Annotated in this window: 16 protein-coding genes; 10 read left to right on the top strand and 6 right to left on the bottom strand. The window is 63.3% G+C overall.

The features are described 5' to 3' along the window. Positions 1-5: 5 nt before the first annotated feature. From rpmH to EN850_RS11110, 4 genes are all read left to right on the top strand, one after another. Positions 6-140, top strand: coding sequence for a 50S ribosomal protein L34 (rpmH, locus tag EN850_RS11125; protein ID WP_008833937.1), 135 nt, complete (start codon positions 6-8; stop codon positions 138-140). 14 nt (positions 141-154) lie between these two features. Beyond that, the gene (gene rnpA, locus EN850_RS11120) at positions 155-508 is read left to right on the top strand and encodes a ribonuclease P protein component (protein WP_127278550.1); all 354 of its coding nucleotides are present in this window, start codon (positions 155-157) and stop codon (positions 506-508) included. Between the two features lie 14 nt (positions 509-522). Continuing rightward, positions 523-2,343: a membrane protein insertase YidC gene (yidC, locus tag EN850_RS11115; RefSeq protein ID WP_136091240.1), complete on the top strand. Its 1,821-nt coding sequence runs from the start codon at positions 523-525 to the stop codon at positions 2,341-2,343. Between the two features lie 170 nt (positions 2,344-2,513). Then, positions 2,514-3,074 (top strand): fasciclin domain-containing protein, encoded by a 561-nt coding sequence (locus EN850_RS11110; protein ID WP_135862556.1) that lies wholly within the window; start codon positions 2,514-2,516, stop codon positions 3,072-3,074. Between the two features lie 197 nt (positions 3,075-3,271). On the opposite strand, the gene EN850_RS11105 is transcribed toward EN850_RS11110, so the two are convergent. From EN850_RS11105 to EN850_RS11095, 3 genes are read right to left on the bottom strand one after another with little or no spacing between them, the layout of a single operon-like run. Beyond that, a complete protein-coding gene (locus EN850_RS11105) occupies positions 3,272-4,819 on the bottom strand; it encodes a DHA2 family efflux MFS transporter permease subunit (protein WP_136091239.1) in 1,548 nt (515 codons plus the stop codon). After that, positions 4,816-6,108 carry an HlyD family secretion protein gene (locus tag EN850_RS11100; RefSeq protein ID WP_136091238.1) on the bottom strand — a complete coding sequence of 431 codons (1,293 nt, stop codon included), beginning with the start codon at positions 6,106-6,108 and terminating at the stop codon, positions 4,816-4,818. Before EN850_RS11100 ends, EN850_RS11105 begins: the two co-directional genes overlap by 4 nt. Further along, complete coding sequence (locus tag EN850_RS11095; RefSeq protein ID WP_136091237.1) at positions 6,101-6,565, bottom strand: MarR family transcriptional regulator; 465 nt, start codon at positions 6,563-6,565, stop codon at positions 6,101-6,103. Before EN850_RS11095 ends, EN850_RS11100 begins: the two co-directional genes overlap by 8 nt. A 116-nt stretch (positions 6,566-6,681) precedes the next feature. Between EN850_RS11095 and EN850_RS11090 the strand changes: the two genes are divergently transcribed. The 4 genes from EN850_RS11090 to EN850_RS11075 all read left to right on the top strand — a co-directional run bounded on the left by EN850_RS11090 (position 6,682) and on the right by EN850_RS11075 (position 9,247). Further along, positions 6,682-7,056, top strand: coding sequence for a hypothetical protein (locus EN850_RS11090; protein ID WP_246689177.1), 375 nt, complete (start codon positions 6,682-6,684; stop codon positions 7,054-7,056). Positions 7,057-7,178: 122 nt separating this feature from the next. Further along, positions 7,179-7,817 (top strand): CatB-related O-acetyltransferase, encoded by a 639-nt coding sequence (locus tag EN850_RS11085; RefSeq protein ID WP_189343552.1) that lies wholly within the window; start codon positions 7,179-7,181, stop codon positions 7,815-7,817. After that, positions 7,814-8,473 (top strand): ribosome biogenesis GTP-binding protein YihA/YsxC, encoded by a 660-nt coding sequence (yihA, locus tag EN850_RS11080; RefSeq protein WP_127278556.1) that lies wholly within the window; start codon positions 7,814-7,816, stop codon positions 8,471-8,473. The genes EN850_RS11085 and yihA overlap by 4 nt, the downstream gene beginning before the upstream one ends. Positions 8,474-8,545: 72 nt before the next feature. After that, positions 8,546-9,247 (top strand): hypothetical protein, encoded by a 702-nt coding sequence (locus EN850_RS11075; RefSeq protein WP_135917043.1) that lies wholly within the window; start codon positions 8,546-8,548, stop codon positions 9,245-9,247. A 40-nt stretch (positions 9,248-9,287) separates the two neighbouring features. Here EN850_RS11075 and EN850_RS11070 read toward each other — a convergent pair whose 3' ends face one another. Both EN850_RS11070 and EN850_RS11065 read right to left on the bottom strand, forming a co-directional pair. Next, on the bottom strand, positions 9,288-10,109 hold the full coding sequence (locus tag EN850_RS11070) for a tetratricopeptide repeat protein (protein ID WP_245520802.1): 822 nt from the start codon (positions 10,107-10,109) through the stop codon (positions 9,288-9,290). Between the two features lie 147 nt (positions 10,110-10,256). Then, a complete protein-coding gene (locus EN850_RS11065; RefSeq protein WP_135862562.1) occupies positions 10,257-10,976 on the bottom strand; it encodes a TetR/AcrR family transcriptional regulator in 720 nt (239 codons plus the stop codon). Positions 10,977-11,104: 128 nt separating this feature from the next. Here EN850_RS11065 and EN850_RS11060 point away from each other — a divergent pair, with 128 nt between their 5' ends. Beyond that, positions 11,105-12,295, top strand: a complete 1,191-nt coding sequence (locus tag EN850_RS11060; protein ID WP_136091236.1) for an HlyD family secretion protein — start codon at positions 11,105-11,107, stop codon at positions 12,293-12,295. Positions 12,296-12,408: 113 nt separating this feature from the next. Next, positions 12,409-13,965: a DHA2 family efflux MFS transporter permease subunit gene (locus EN850_RS11055; protein ID WP_245520811.1), complete on the top strand. Its 1,557-nt coding sequence runs from the start codon at positions 12,409-12,411 to the stop codon at positions 13,963-13,965. Between the two features lie 222 nt (positions 13,966-14,187). On the opposite strand, the gene msrB is transcribed toward EN850_RS11055, so the two are convergent. Beyond that, the gene (msrB, locus tag EN850_RS11050; protein ID WP_135921709.1) at positions 14,188-14,691 is read right to left on the bottom strand and encodes a peptide-methionine (R)-S-oxide reductase MsrB; all 504 of its coding nucleotides are present in this window, start codon (positions 14,689-14,691) and stop codon (positions 14,188-14,190) included. Positions 14,692-14,904: the final 213 nt, after the last annotated feature.

The raw sequence follows: 14,904 nt of genomic DNA, 5'->3' as shown, positions 1-14,904 counted from the left end.
AACAAATGAAGCGTACCTACCAACCGTCCAAACTCGTCCGCAAACGCCGGCACGGCTTCCGTGCTCGCATGGCCACCAAGGGTGGTCGTGGCGTCGTCGCAGCTCGCCGCAACCGCGGCCGCAAGCGGCTCAGCGCCTAAGCGAGACGAGATCGTTGCCCGCAACCGGCAAGCCAGTGGGGCAAAATCCCAAGCGGCTTCTGAAACGCGCGGAATTCCTGGCCGTCCGTCGTGGTGAAAAGCGACGCGGACGGTTTTTCCTCGTCGAGGTCCTCGACCGCGGCGACGGCGGGGTGCCGCGCGTCGGCTACACCGTTACCAAGAAGGTCGGCAACGCTGTTGTGCGCAACCGCGTCAGGCGGCGGCTGAAAGAGGCCGTCCGCGTCCATGCCGCAGATGACATGGTGCCCGGCAATGATTATGTCATCGTCGGGCGCGATGATGCGCTGCGCGCCCCCTTCGGCCAGTTGAAGGCCGAACTCTCCCGCCGGATTCGCGGAACACGATAGGCCAAGGGCTCTCGATGGAAAACAACCGGAACTTCTTCATCACCATCGCCCTGTCGGTGCTGATCCTGGCGCTGTGGCAGTATTTTTATGTCCTGCCGCGCAGCGAGCAGCAACGCGAGGCGGCTCGCATCGAGCAGCAGCGCGTCGAGGACCAGAAGAAGGCGGCCGATGCCGCCAATCCGGGCGCATCGACGCCGGCGCCGGGCACCACGGCCCCGGGTGCCATTCCCAACGCCCCCGGCGGTGACATCGTCACCGCGGCCGGCCGCGACCAGGCGCTGGCGGCTTCCAGGCGCGTCAAGATCGACACGCCGAGCCTCGAGGGCTCGATCAATTTGACCGGCGCGCGCCTCGACGACCTCAAGCTCAAGCACTACACCGAGACCGTCGACAAGAATTCGCCCGAGATCGAACTGCTCAACCCGCAAGCGCTGCCCACCGGCTATTTCGCCGAGATCGGCTTTGTCGGCAACGACAAGACCGGTGCGGTGCCGGGCGCCGAAACGGTGTGGAGCGTGGACGGCAATCCGACGCTGACCCCGTCGACGCCGGTGACGCTCACCTACACCAACGACAAGGGCCTGACCTTCAAGCGCACCTTCTCCGTCGACGGCAATTACATGTTCACGGTGTCGGACACGGTGCAGAATGCCGGATCGAGCGCGGTTTCGCTGTTCAACTACGGCCGCGTCACGCGCTACGACAAGCCGGCCGTCGCCAGCACCTATGTGCTGCATGAAGGCCTGATCGGCTTCACCGGCACGGAAGGCCTGCAGGAACACAAATACGCGTCGGTCGAGAAGGACAAGCAGTACCAGCCCGGCAAGTCGACCGACGGCTGGCTCGGCATCACCGACAAATATTGGGCCGTCACGCTGGTGCCGACCGAGAAGCAGCCGTTCCAGCCGCGCTATGCCTATTTCGAGGATGGCCGCCACCGCTACCAGTCCGACTTCCTGACCGACCCGATCAATGTCGAGGCCGGCCAGTCGGCGACCGTCGAGACCGAGGTCTTCGCCGGCGCCAAGGAAGTCGCCAAGATCAACGCCTATGCCGAAGAACGCCACATCAAGCGGTTCGACCTCTTGATCGACTGGGGCTGGTTCCACTTCATCACCAAGCCGATGTTCTGGCTGATCGACACGCTCTACAAATTCCTCGGCAATTTCGGCCTGGCGATCCTGGCCACCACCGTCATCGTCAAGGCCATCTTCTTCCCGCTCGCCAACAAGTCCTACGCGTCGATGGCGAACATGAAGAAGGTGCAGCCGAAGATGCTCGAGATCCGCGAGAAATACGCGGACGACAAGATGAAGCAGCAGCAGGCTATGATGGAGCTGTACAAGACCGAAAAGATCAATCCGCTCGCCGGCTGCTGGCCGGTGGCGCTGCAGATCCCGGTCTTCTTCTCGCTCTACAAGGTGCTCTATATCACAATCGAGATGCGGCACGCGCCGTTCTTCGGCTGGATCCAGGATCTGGCAGCGCCCGATCCGACCTCGCTGTTCAACCTGTTCGGCCTCGTTCCGGTCACCCTGCCGCACATGCTGATGATCGGCGTCTGGCCACTGATCATGGGCGTCACCATGTTCCTGCAGATGCGCATGAACCCGACGCCGCCGGATCCGACGCAGGCCGCGATCTTCACCTGGATGCCCGTCATCTTCACCTTCATGATGGCCGGGTTCCCGGCGGGTCTGGTCATCTACTGGGCCTGGAACAACACGCTGTCGATCCTGCAGCAGGGCGTGATCATGAAGCGCCAGGGCGCCAAGATCGAGCTGTGGGACAATCTGGTGGCGCTGTTCCGCAAGAAACCTTCGCCGGCCGAATAGCCGGCCCCTTCCCTCCTCAAAAGGCCCGGCTTGTCCGGGCCTTTTTGTTTGCACCAGGTATCGCTTCACGATCCCGTGATCGGCGAAACTGCAATCACGCGCGGGGCGTGACTGCGTGTGCGTTTCAAAGGCTATCAATCCCGATCAGCCCTCACCCGGAGGAAGACCACATGCGCTTGCCCACATTCAGGACCATCGCCCTATCAGCCCTCATCGCCGGCATGGCGATTGCCGCGCCGGCCTATGCCAAGAACCCGAATGTCGGCGGCGCGCCGATGTACGCCACCAAGACCATCGTCGAGAACGCGGTCAAGTCGAAGGACCACACGACGCTGGTCGCCGCCGTCAAGGCCGCCGGCCTGGTCGAGACGCTGCAGAGCGTCGGCCCGTTCACCGTTTTTGCCCCGACCAACGAAGCCTTCGCGGCGCTGCCGGCCGGCACGGTCGACACGCTGCTCAAGCCCGAGAACAAGGACAAGCTCACCAAGGTGCTGACCGCGCATGTCGTGGCCGGCAAGATTTCGGGCGCCGAGATGATGAAGAAAGTCAAGGCGATGGGTGGCAAATACGAGATGAAGACCGTCTCGGGCGACACGCTCACCGCCGAAGTCAAGAAGGGCAAGCTCTACATCATGGACGAGTCCGGCGGCGAGTCGAAGGTGACGATCGCCGACGTCAACCAGTCGAACGGCGTCATTCACGTCGTCAACAAGGTTCTGTTGCCGAAGTAGCGGCTTCCGGCGAAAAGGGGGCGTCGGCGGATCGTTGGGGCTTTCCCGGTCCGCCATCCCCGCCTCATGACGAGGTGCCATGTTTCTTGCGAAGCCGTATCGGCGAGGCCGGGGTCCTGTCGTCCCTCACAGGGCCCCGGTTTCTTTTGGTGAGAGCGCTTTGCCTCGGCGTTCGAAGCCCGACCGCTTCCGCCACATCACTCCATGACGGCGCTGTGGTCGACCTTGGCCGGCGTCCCCGGCTTGCGTAGCAGGAGCACCAGCGGGATCGCCGCCAGCGACAGGATCATCATCAGCTTGAAGTCATTCATGTAGCTGATAACAGTCGCCTGCAGCGTCACCACGCCGTCGAGCGCGGCGCGGCCGGCGGCGGTATAAGGGTTCATCGCCTGGAAGATCGCCGGATCGCTGAACGCCTGGTTGAAGGGCGTCACATAGGTGGCGATGTTGGCGTGGTTGATCTGCACATTCTGCGTCAGAAGCGCGGTGACCACCGATATTCCGACGCTGGAGCCGATGTTGCGCGACAGATTGTAAAGACCGGTGCCTTCCGCGCGCCGCTCCGGCGCCAGCGTGGCGAAGGTGATGGTGGTCAGCGGCACGAACAGGAAGCCCAAGCCCGCACCTTGGATGAAGCCGGTGGAAATGATGGTCCACTGCGAAACGTCAGGCGTCCAGCCGGTCATGTCGTACATCGCCCAGGCGGTGATCAGCAGGCCGATGAGCAGCAGCCAGCGCGTGTCGACCTTGCCGATCAGCCTGCCGACCAGGAACATGCAGGCCATCGTGCCAAGCCCGCGCGGCCCCATGACGATGCCGGCCGTCACCACGGGATAGCCCATCAGCGTCTGCAGGTAAGGCGTCATCAGCGCCAGCGAGGCGAGATAGGTGATGCCGATGATGAAGATGAAGATCATGCCGACGGCGAAATTCCGGTCGAGGAACAGCCTCGGATTGACGAAGGTGTTGCGGGCGGTGAAGGTGTGGACGAGGAAGATGTAGAAGGCCGACGCGCAGATCAGCGCCTCGACGATAATCTCGGATGACGAGAACCAGTTGAGCTGCTCGCCGCGATCGAGAAACATCTGCAAGGCGGCGATGGTGATGCTGAGCATGCCGAAACCCAGCCAATCCAGCCTTGCCTTGAAATCCAGCTTGGTTTCCAGGACGTACAGCGACACGCCGGCGAAGGCCAGCGCGCCGATCGGCACGTTGATGTAGAACACCCAGCGCCAGCTGACATTCTCGGTCAGCCAGCCGCCGATGACAGGCCCCAGCACTGGCCCGACCATCACCGAGACGCCGAACAGCGCCATGGCGGAGCCGCGCTCTTCCACACTGTAGATATCGAGCAGGATGCTCTGCGACAGCGGCACCAGCGCCGCGCCGAACAGGCCCTGCAGCAGGCGGAAGCCGACGATCTGCGGCAGCGACTGCGCGAAACCGCACAGCACCGAGGCGACGACGAAGCCGGTGATCGAGGTCAACAGGATGCGCTTGCGGCCGAAGCGGTTGGCAAGGTAGCCGGAAGGCGGCGTCATCACCGCCGCCGCCACGATGTAGGAGGTCAGCACCCAGTTGATCTGGTCGGCGCTGGCCGAGACGCTGCCCTGGATATAGGGCAGCGCGACATTGGCGATGGTCGTGTCCAGCGCCTGCATGATGACGGCCAGGATCACGCAGGCGGTGATGGCGCCGCGATTGGCGACCACCGGCGTGGCACCTGTCGCGGACGCGCTGGTCATGACTTTTGTCCGAACAGGCCGATGAGATTGGTGACGAAGTCCGGCAGGCCGCGTGCATGGCCCGTGTCGACGTCGACCACGGCGCTCATGCCGCCGCGCAGCGGTGGTTTGCCGTCGATGTCAGCGATGGTGACGCGCATCGGGATGCGCTGCACGACCTTGACCCAGTTGCCGGTGGTGTTCTGCGCCGGCAGCAGCGAGAAGCTCGACGACGAGGCGGGACTGATCGAGGCAACGTTGCCGTGCCAGACGGCACCGGGATAGGTGTCGACGCTGATCGTCGCCGTCTGCCCGGGACGCACATAGGTCAGCTCGGTTTCCTTCGGTTCCGCCGCGATCCACAGATCGGTCGACGAGACCAGGCTGAACGCCGGCTGCGAAGCCGGCAGGTACTTGCCGACCTGCAGCGCGTCGACATTGGTGACGATGCCGTCGAACGGTGCCTTGACAACGGAATCGGCGAGGTTGCGCTGCGCGTCGTCGACGCCCGACTGGGCCTGGAGGTAGAAGGGGTTCTTCTCCACCGGCTGGTTGGCGTCGCCGCCAAGCTGGGCGAGCGTGGCCTGCGCCTGCGCCTTGGCGACGGACACTTTCTGGCGCGCGGCGACGAGATCGTGCTGGGCGCTGTCGAAAGACGCCTTCGAGGCGGTGGAGGTCTTGAGCAGATCCTGCTGCCGCTGGAAAGTGGCTTCGTAATAGGGAATGTCGGCCTGCGCCTGCTCGATCTGCGACAGCGACTGCTGGTAGCTCGCCTCCAGGGTCAGCACCTGGTTGCGGACGGTGCCGAGCTGGGCCTGGGCGGCGGCGAGAGCGGTCTCGAAGGAGGCCGGCCGCAGGCGAAACAGCACGTCGCCCTTCTTGACCGCCTGGTTCTCATGCACGTCGATCTCCTGCACCGTGCCGGAGACGTCGGTGGAGACGCCGAGCGACTGAGCCTGGATATAGGCATTGTCGGTCGTCATCAGCTGACCGCCGGTGACATAATAATAGCCGCCGAAGACAAGCGCGACGGGAAGCAGGGCAAAAAGGACGGGCCGCGTCAGGCTGCGCTTCGGTTTGACCGGAACAGGAGGGGCGACGGCGGCAGGGGCCTGCCGTGGCGGCGGCTCCTTGGCCGGAGCCTCCAGCGCCGCCGGCTCCAGGGCGACCGGCGCTTCCAGTTCGTCATTTTCGATGACGGCGCTGGCCCGCCGCTGTTCGCGCTCACTGTCGAGCTGGATAATCTGGTCGGTCCGACCCGCCGGTGTTTCGTCTCCGGCAGGCTTCTTGGGGGATGTCGATTCAGCCATGTACTTTCTCCCGGTCGACGGCTGGCTGCGTGCAAGCCGCGAGCAGATTGGATTTGATCAAGCTTAGGGTTTGCAGCAGATGCTGCTGTGTTTCGGACGAAAGGCCGGCGAAGGCCTCGTCTCGTGTTTTCTGGCCGTTGCCGCGCATGATCTCGAGCAGCGGACGGGCCCGCGGTTTCAGGTAAAGCAGCCATGCCCTGCGGTCGACGGGATCGGGCCGGCGCTCGATGAAGCCGCGCGCCTCCATCTTGTCGAGCAGCCGGGCGAGCGTGATCGGCACGATCTCGATGAGGTCGGCGAGCTTGTTCTGGTGGATGCCTTCATGCAGCGAAAGGAAGGCCAGCACCTGCCATTGGGCGCGGGTCAGCCCCGATGCGCGTGACCGCTGCTCGAACCGCTTGCGAAGCAGGCGCGCGACGTCGTGCAGCACGAAGCTGATATTGGGGGAAGAGGGCATGGGAGGAGGTCGGGGTCGGGTGGCAACTTTTCGTGAGCATGCTTATTATCATCATGCACATAATCCTGCTGGACGCCCCGCGCAAGACCGATTAAGCCCCGGGGAAGAAAAAACGCATGGGCCACGGCATGCAAAAGCCGCGTGGTGATGTGGATTTGCCGGCAAGGATTTTGGCGATGGATTGGATCAGGATCGCGGCTCTCACGGCTCTCGTTCGGTGCCCCGGCGCCGCTGCCGCGAAGGATGCGGTCAGCTGCGGCGGCGCCGCCATGCTGGGCGGCGCGCAGCTCAACTGCAGCCATGTCGAACCCAAGGCACCGCCGCAGTTCTGCACGTTTAGTTGGGATCTTCACACGATGGCGGGAGATCAGAAGGTCGTCGAAGGCAGCTTCATGCTGCCGCCCGGAGCGTCGAACGTTCAGGTCTATCAGGGCAGTGGTTTCGACAGCGCGCTGTCCAACCCGATCGTGATCTGCCGCGGCAACAAATGAGCGTGGCGGGCAAGGAAGGCTCGCTCGTCAGCCGATTGGTGCTATAGGGCGGATCACGTTATTTTGACCAGGCGCGCGGATTGCGGATCCGCGTGGCTATCACTTCCTGGACGGACTTCGACATGGACGGACCCAACCCCAGCATCAAGCACCCGATCCCGATGCACACGCGCGTCGGCTTCCTGAAGCCTCTGGTGACAGAGCCGAACATCGAGATCGGCGACTTCACCTATTATGACGACCCGGACGGGCCGGACAAATTCGCCGAAAAATGCGTGCTGCATCACTATCCCTTCATCGGCGACAAGCTCATCATCGGCAAGTTCTGCGCCATCGCCGAGGGCGCGCGCTTCATCATGAACGGCGCCAATCACGCCATGTCCGGCTTCTCGACCTATCCGTTCAACATTTTCGGCCATGGCTGGGAAAAGGGTTTCGACCCCCAGACATGGTCGAAGGAACTGCGCGGCGACACGATGGTCGGCAACGATGTCTGGATCGGCATGGAGGCCGTGATCCTGCCCGGCGTGGAAATCGGCCATGGCGCCATCATCGCCGCCAAATCGGTGGTGACGCACGATGTGCCGCCCTATGCGATCGTTGCCGGCAACGCCGCGAAAGTGGTGAAGATGCGTTTCGACGACAGGACGATCCGACGGCTGCTGGCGGTGGCATGGTGGGACTGGCCGGTGGACAAGATCGGCCGCAATCTCGACGCCATCAGGAGCGCCGATATCTCTCTACTGGAGGCAGCAGCTTGAACGTTCCCAACAGCACCGCGATCCAAACCGACCTGTTCACGCGCGGATGGATCTTCATCCGCGGCGTGCCGGCCATGAAGTTCCTGCCGCCGGAAGGGCCGCCGGAGATAGCCTTTGCCGGCCGCTCCAATGTCGGCAAGTCGTCGCTGATCAACGCCCTGGTCAACCAGAAGGGGCTGGCGCGCACCTCCAACACGCCGGGGCGCACGCAGGAACTCAACTATTTCGTGCCGGACGGATTTTCAGGCGAGGGCACCGACCTGCCGCCGATGGCGCTGGTCGACATGCCGGGCTACGGCTACGCCACCGCGCCCAAGGAGAAAGTCGACGAGTGGACCAAGCTGGTCTTCGACTATCTCAAGGGCCGCGTCACGCTGAAGCGGGTCTATGTGCTGATCGATGCCCGCCACGGCATCAAGGCCAAGGACGACGAGGTGCTGTCGCTGCTCGACAAGGCGGCGGTATCCTACCAGATCGTGCTGACCAAGACCGACAAGATCAAGGCCGCCGGCGTGCCGCGGCTGATCGAGGAGACGCTGCAAAAGATCAAGAAGCGTCCGGCGGCGTTCCCGTTCGTGCTGGCGACATCATCGGAAAAGGGCGAGGGCCTTGAGGAATTGCAGGCTGCCATCGTGCTCGCGGCGAATGGCGGCTAGTCGTCGTGCGCGCATACGTTGACCGCGCCCTGGCAATCCGTCAACATCGCAGTGCCGTTCGAGGGCAACCGGATGCGTATCGTTTTTCGTTGTGATCCCGCGCTTGCCGAAATGCTCCCCCGGCCGGTTCCCGCGCGTGGCGTGCTGCCTGACTGGCTCCGCAAGATGCCTCCGAAAGCCTATTCGGAAATCCATGGGCGAGAGATCAGGACAGTAAAACAGTGTCCGCCCTTCGTTGATGCGATGACACATGGCTTCATGATCCTGCTGCCATGCGATGTGACAGTTGAGAACGGGGCCTTTGAATGGCGGTGGGACATCGCCGAGCCGTCAACGAAGGGCCACCCGCGTTCGCCGCTCAGCTTCCATGTCGCCGAACAGCTCTCCGGCGCACCGTTGTCGAATGGCCTGGCGGCGATAAAATTCAACAGTTTCTGGACGATCGAGTTGGAGGAAGGCTGGTCCCTCTTCGCCACCCATCCGGTCAACCGCGATGATCTTCCTTTCCGCCTGGTGACTGGTGTCGTCGATTCGGATCACTTCCAGGACGCCGGCATCAATTTCCCGGCGATTTGGACCGACCAGGGTTTCTCCGGCGTGCTGGCGAAGGGCACGCCGGTTGCGCAATGCTTTCCCGTGCCGCGCGCCGCGCCCGAACTCGTTTTCGAAAGCTTCGATGTCACACGCAAAGCCTCCTATGAAAAAACCGTCGCCGAGGTTCTTGCCGAACCCGGCGTCTACCGTAAGCAGTTTCGCGTGAAACGCGCCCGCTAGAGCTCCGATTCGAGTGCCGCCGCTCCAAATGCGACCCGACCTAATTTTTGTTTTTACCAAGCAAGCCCTTCAACGCTTCGCGATCGATCCAAAGCTTGCCGTGCGGCGCTGACGTCAGGGCCATCGCGATGGTGCCAAAGGTTGTGGCGCGCTGCCCGTAGGCCGTTCGATAGGCCTCGATCGCGGCGTCCATATCGCCCGCTTCCTGAAGCGCTACCCCCAGATTGACTGCCGCCTCGGCGTCGTCGGGGCGTATCTCCAGCGCTTTGCGATAGGCGGCCGCTGCCCCCACATGATCATGCAGATCCTGCCTGACAAGGGCGAGGTCGAACCATGCCGACGCGGGCGCGCTTCCCTTTACGGCCCGCTCCAGCAAGGGTGCCGCATCGGCGGGCATTCCGTCCTCGAACAGCATGCGGCCCAGGCGTGCTGCCGCCTCCGCCGAAAAGGGATCGGCAAGTGTCAGCTGTCGCCATACCTCGAGCGCATGGGCCCGGTCGCCTGCCTCATCGAGCGTGCGCCCCTGCTCGATGAGCACAGCGGCGCCAGGCGCCAATTCCGCCGCGCGCGCGAGATGGAACAGTGCTTGGTCAAAATCCCGCGCCGCCCGCGCCAAGCGGCCGGCGAGCAATTGGGCGGATGCGTTGTCAGCCCGGATCGCCAGACTTGCCTGAATATGGGCGCGGGCTTCCGATATCTCTCCCTTGGCGAAAAGAACGGCAGCCATAAGGTGGTTGAGGGCAGGGTCGTCAGCCGCCTCGCGAAGAGCCTCCCCGCAAAGCAGCCGTGCCTGCTCGTGGCGACCGGCGTTGAAGTCCGCCACGATGCGTCGCATCTGATTCTGGAGCTTCGGAACGCCCATCCCGATCTGCCCTCACGCTCGCGAACGAGAACCATTCCCGCCGAATGATCGGTTCTACCCAGATCCAGACGTTGACGCTCCGCGCCTTGAGGTCAAGCCGCCCTCCGCAAAAAATCGGCCACTGGACGGCCGTTTCGGAGATTCCTGTCAGGGCGAGTGTGAGCTGTTTTCTTCCTCTGCCAGCCTTTCGGTGCCGTAGGCCTTGAGGAACATGCCGACGCCCGACCGGACAATGTGATCGATCTCGTCCTGGGTCGGTGCCTTGGTGCGGTAGGCGAAGATGCACTGCCGGAAAAGACCGGCCAGGCACAGTTCGGTGAACTGATAGGCGGCGAGGTCGACATCGTCGATCTCGAGCAGGCCGCGCTCGATGGCGGCGTTGAGGAAGACCACCACCTTGTCATGGCCGCGCTTGGGCCCGCGTTCGTAAAAACGCGCGCCCATGTCCGGAATTCTGTCGGAGGCGCCGATAACCGTGCGCTGCGCCTGGATGACCCTGGCCGAGGTGATCTTCATCGACAGGACCTTGCCGAACTTGACCAGCGTCTGGCGCAAATCGTCGGCGCGGTCGAGCATGTCGTACATGTTCTTGAAGATGGTGCCGCGCTCTTCCTCGATCAGCGCCTCGAACAACTCTTCCTTGTTGGCGAAGTAGACATAGATGGTGCCCTTGGAGACACCGGCCTCGCGCGTGATGTCGTTCATCGAGGCGGCCTCGAAGCCCTTTTCGATGAAGACGCGGCGGGCACCGTCGATGATCTGGCTGCGCTTGACCGGATCCTGTCCGGCTGCCGGGCGGCCACGGCGCAGACCATCCAGCAGATCCTCGCACTGGTCGGCTTCGGCGTTGCGCACAGTCTCAACCATAAAAATCACACCCCGAAAATAATTCGAACCAACCGGTTCGATTGCCCCTTGATATGGTCCTCTTTACGCGCTATGTCAACGCCCAGATCGAACCGAACGGTTCAGTATTATAACTTTAGAGAGATGTCATGTCCTCGAATACGTCCGTCACCGCCGAAGTCCGCCCTTTCCCCAACGCCAAGGTTGCCCCGGCGACGGAAGCGCCCGATGTGCATGTCCAGCCAGTCGTCGCACCGCCGCCGGAGGCTGAAGCTCCGGCCAAGAAGAAGCGCTCGGTGCGCTCTTTCCTTCTGCCGATCATCGGCCTTGCCCTTTTGAGCGGCGGCGCCTGGTACGGCTATGATTACTGGACCACGGGCCGCTTCATGATCTCCACGGACGATGCTTATGTCCAGGCCGACATGGCGTTCGTCTCGCCAAAAATTTCCGGCTATGTCGATCAGCTCCTGGTCAGCGAGAACCAGCAGGTCAAGGCCGGCGATCCGCTGCTGACGATCGATGCCGGCGACTACAAGATCGCCGTTGCCCAGGCCGAGGCGCAGATCGCCACGCTGGCCAAGACGCTCGACCGCATCGACGCGCAGACCAAGGCCGCGCAGGCCTCCCTGCAGCAGGCGCAGGCGCAGAAGGTCGCCGACCAGGCCGCCGCCGACAATGCCGGCCGCGCCCAGCAGCGCGCCGCGCAACTGGTCAAGACGCATGTCGGCACGCAGGCACAGCTGGACGACGCCCAGACCGCGCTCGACCAGGCCAAGGCCGCTCTCGTCGGCGCCGACGCGCAGATCGCCGCTGCGCAGGCCAATATCGGCGTGCTCGAGGCACAGCGTGCCGAATCGGCGAGCACGCTTGCCTCCTTGCAGCTCGGCCGCGACAAGGCCGCGCGCGATCTCTCTTTCACCGTGCTCAAGGCGCCGTATGACGGCGTCGTCGGCAACCGCTCCGTCGAACAGGGCGATCTGGTCAGCCCCGGCCAGAAGCTCGCCGTGGTCGTGCCGATGGACAAGCTCTACATCGTCGCCAACTTCAAGGAGACGCAGCTTGCCCGGCTGGTTCCCGGCGAAAAGGTCAACATCTCGGTGGACGCCATCGACGGCCACCCCATCCAGGGAACCGTCTCCTCGCTGGCGCCGGCGTCGGGCGCGGTGTTCTCGCTGCTGCCGCCGGAAAACGCCACCGGCAACTTCACCAAGGTGGTGCAGCGCGTGCCGGTCCGCATCGACGTGCCGGCCGATGCGCTGAAAACCGCCAAGCTGCGCGCGGGCTTGAGCGTCGTCGTCGCCGTCGACAGCCGCACGGCGCCTGCCGCGACCAGTAACTAATCGCTTTTCGGAGGGCGGCTTGGTGGCTGATTGAAGCACCTGGCCGCCCGGCCTGCCTCAAGGAGGCTTAGGACATGGCAACCGCAACCATCACCGCAGGATCGCCACCGGCCATGCCGGCGGTTCCCGACACGATTTCGACGCGACGCGTCATTGCCTTCCTGGCGATGGTGTTCGGCATGTTCATGGCGATCCTGGACATCCAGATCGTCTCAGCCTCGCTGGCCGAAATCCAGGCCGGCCTCAGCGCCAGTTCCGACGAGATCCCGTGGGTGCAGACAGCCTATCTGATCGCCGAGGTGGTCATGATCCCGCTGTCGGGCTTCCTCAGCCGGATGCTGTCGACGCGCGTGCTGTTCACCGTCGCGGCCGCGGGCTTCACCGCGGCCAGCGCGCTGGCCGCGACCGCCACCAACATCGACCAGATGATCGTCTACCGCGCCGTGCAGGGCTTCATCGGCGGCGGCATGATCCCGAGCGTCTTCGCTGCCGCCTTCACCATCTTCCCGCCGTCGCGCCGCGCCATCGTCTCGCCGATGATCGGCTTGGTGGCGACGCTGGCGCCGACCATCGGCCCGACCGTCGGCGGCTATATCAGCCACGCCTTTTCATGGCACTGGCTGTTCCTGGTCAATGTCGTGCCCGGCATTCTGGTGGCGACCGCGGCCTGGTCGCTGATCGATTTCGACAAGCCCAATCTCAAGCTGTTCTCGAAGTTCGACTGGTGGGGCCTCGCCGGCATGGCCGCCTTCCTCGGCTGCATGGAGTACGTGCTGGAAGAGGGTCCGAACAACGACTGGCTGCAAGACCAGGCCGTGTTCATCTGCGCCATCATCATGACCATCGGCGCGGTGATCTTCTTCTGGCGTGTCTTCACCGCCGAGGAACCGATCGTCGACCTCAAGGCGTTCAGCAACATCAACTTCGCCTTCGGCTCGCTGTTTTCCTTCGTCATCGGCATCGGCCTCTATGGCCTGACCTATCTCTATCCGGTCTTCCTGGGGCGCATCCGCGGCTACGATTCGATGATGATCGGCGAAGCGCTGTTCGTCAGCGGCCTAGCCATGTTCTTCACCGCGCCCATCTCCGGCATCCTGTCGAGCAAGATGGATTTGCGGCTGATGATGATGATCGGCTTCTTCGGCTTCGCTACCGGCACATGGTGGATGACCCACCTGACCGCCGACTGGGATTTTTATGAGTTGCTCATCCCGCAGATCCTGCGCGGCTGTTCGATGATGCTGTGCATGGTGCCGATCAACAACATCGCGCTCGGCACCTTGCCGCCGGACCGTTTGAAGAATGCATCCGGCCTGTTCAACCTCACCCGCAATCTCGGTGGTGCGGTCGGCCTTGCCCTCATCAACACCGTGCTGATCGACCGCAATGCCTTCCACTACGCAAGGCTCGGCGAGCACGTGCAGTGGGGCAGCGCGGCGGCCCAGCAGAAGCTGCAGAACATGACGCTCAACTTCGAGCAGACATCAGGCCTGGACGCTACCAGTGCGGCGATCTCCAAATTGTCGGGCATGGTCCATCAACAGGCGGCGCTGCTGTCTTTCATGGACGTGTTCTACATGCTCACGGTGCTGTTCGCGACGCTTGGCCTGTTCACCATGCTGATCAGGAAGCCGGCCGCGCCCGGTGGTGGCGGAGGCGGCGGGCACTGAAACAAAAGAACCATACGCGGCAGCGGTTTCAGGAAGCTCCTCCAGTCCACGCCTGAAACGCTGACAGCGCAAAAAACTCCGGGCCGCAAAGCCCGGAGTTTTTTATTGCCCTTGCTAGAGCAATTCCAGGAAAAGTGTGTAGCGGTTTTCCGTCCGGAATTGCGTAAAAACAAATAGTTAGAGCAGTTCAGCGATTCTACCAATCGCTGAACTGCTCTAGCGTCAGGCGGTGGCGGGCTTGAAGGTCAGCGCGACGCCGTTGATGCAGTGGCGCAGGCCGGTCGGCGCCGGGCCATCGTCGAAGACGTGGCCGAGATGGCCGCCGCAGCGGCGGCAATGCACTTCGGTGCGGGTCATGCCCAGCGACCGGTCCTCGGTCTTGCCGATGCCATTGGCGATCTCTTGCCAGAAGCTCGGCCAGCCGGTGCCGGAATCGAATTTCGTCTCCGAGGGATAGACCGGCAGGTCGCAGCCGGCGCAGGCGAAGATGCCCTTGCGGTGTTCGTTGAGCAGCGGGCTGGTGCCTGGATACTCGGTGCCCTCCTTGCGCAGCACGTCGAAGGCGGCCGGCGACAGGATGGCCTTCCATTCGTCGTCGGTCTTGGTGACCTCGAATTTCTCGGCGGCCTGCGCGGCCTGCGGGCTGCCCATGCGAAGCACCGTTGCCGCGGCACCGACGACGCCGATCGCGGCGGCACCGCTCAAAAGAAAGTCGCGACGGTTCATGACCAGTTCCTCCTGTCGTCCGTTTTGCCAAACTATACCCGCCACGCAAAAGTCAAAAGCCGGTGACGGTTGCCCTCAAACGACACTCCACGCCGTTCACGGGTGACCGTGGAACGGCGCGGAGCAGGCGTGCCGATAGCGGATCACGGGAGCGAGACGACGCGATCGACAGAGAGCTCTTGCCTGCTGTTTCGTCCGCGGCAAGCGCCTTGT

The sequence above is a fragment of the Mesorhizobium sp. M8A.F.Ca.ET.207.01.1.1 genome (genome assembly GCF_004794715.1).
Classification (GTDB): Bacteria; Pseudomonadota; Alphaproteobacteria; order Rhizobiales; family Rhizobiaceae; genus Mesorhizobium.
The sequence above is the reverse complement of the archived record's forward strand: the minus strand, read 5'-3'. Positions and strand labels throughout refer to the sequence as shown.

What these genes read in the sequence shown, in the direction of transcription:
- rpmH (WP_008833937.1), top strand. Translation starts at nt 6, where the DNA reads ATGAAGCGTACCTACCAACCGTCCAAACTCGTCCGCAAACGCCGGCAC.
- yidC (WP_136091240.1), top strand. Translation starts at nt 523, where the DNA reads ATGGAAAACAACCGGAACTTCTTCATCACCATCGCCCTGTCGGTGCTG.
- EN850_RS11110 (WP_135862556.1), top strand. Translation starts at nt 2,514, where the DNA reads ATGCGCTTGCCCACATTCAGGACCATCGCCCTATCAGCCCTCATCGCC.
- EN850_RS11105 (WP_136091239.1), bottom strand. Translation starts at nt 4,819, where the DNA reads ATGACCAGCGCGTCCGCGACAGGTGCCACGCCGGTGGTCGCCAATCGC.
- EN850_RS11100 (WP_136091238.1), bottom strand. Translation starts at nt 6,108, where the DNA reads ATGGCTGAATCGACATCCCCCAAGAAGCCTGCCGGAGACGAAACACCG.
- EN850_RS11095 (WP_136091237.1), bottom strand. Translation starts at nt 6,565, where the DNA reads ATGCCCTCTTCCCCCAATATCAGCTTCGTGCTGCACGACGTCGCGCGC.
- EN850_RS11090 (WP_246689177.1), top strand. Translation starts at nt 6,682, where the DNA reads ATGGGCCACGGCATGCAAAAGCCGCGTGGTGATGTGGATTTGCCGGCA.
- EN850_RS11085 (WP_189343552.1), top strand. Translation starts at nt 7,179, where the DNA reads ATGGACGGACCCAACCCCAGCATCAAGCACCCGATCCCGATGCACACG.
- EN850_RS11075 (WP_135917043.1), top strand. Translation starts at nt 8,546, where the DNA reads ATGCGTATCGTTTTTCGTTGTGATCCCGCGCTTGCCGAAATGCTCCCC.
- EN850_RS11070 (WP_245520802.1), bottom strand. Translation starts at nt 10,109, where the DNA reads ATGGGCGTTCCGAAGCTCCAGAATCAGATGCGACGCATCGTGGCGGAC.
- EN850_RS11065 (WP_135862562.1), bottom strand. Translation starts at nt 10,976, where the DNA reads ATGGTTGAGACTGTGCGCAACGCCGAAGCCGACCAGTGCGAGGATCTG.
- EN850_RS11060 (WP_136091236.1), top strand. Translation starts at nt 11,105, where the DNA reads ATGTCCTCGAATACGTCCGTCACCGCCGAAGTCCGCCCTTTCCCCAAC.
- EN850_RS11055 (WP_245520811.1), top strand. Translation starts at nt 12,409, where the DNA reads ATGCCGGCGGTTCCCGACACGATTTCGACGCGACGCGTCATTGCCTTC.
- msrB (WP_135921709.1), bottom strand. Translation starts at nt 14,691, where the DNA reads ATGAACCGTCGCGACTTTCTTTTGAGCGGTGCCGCCGCGATCGGCGTC.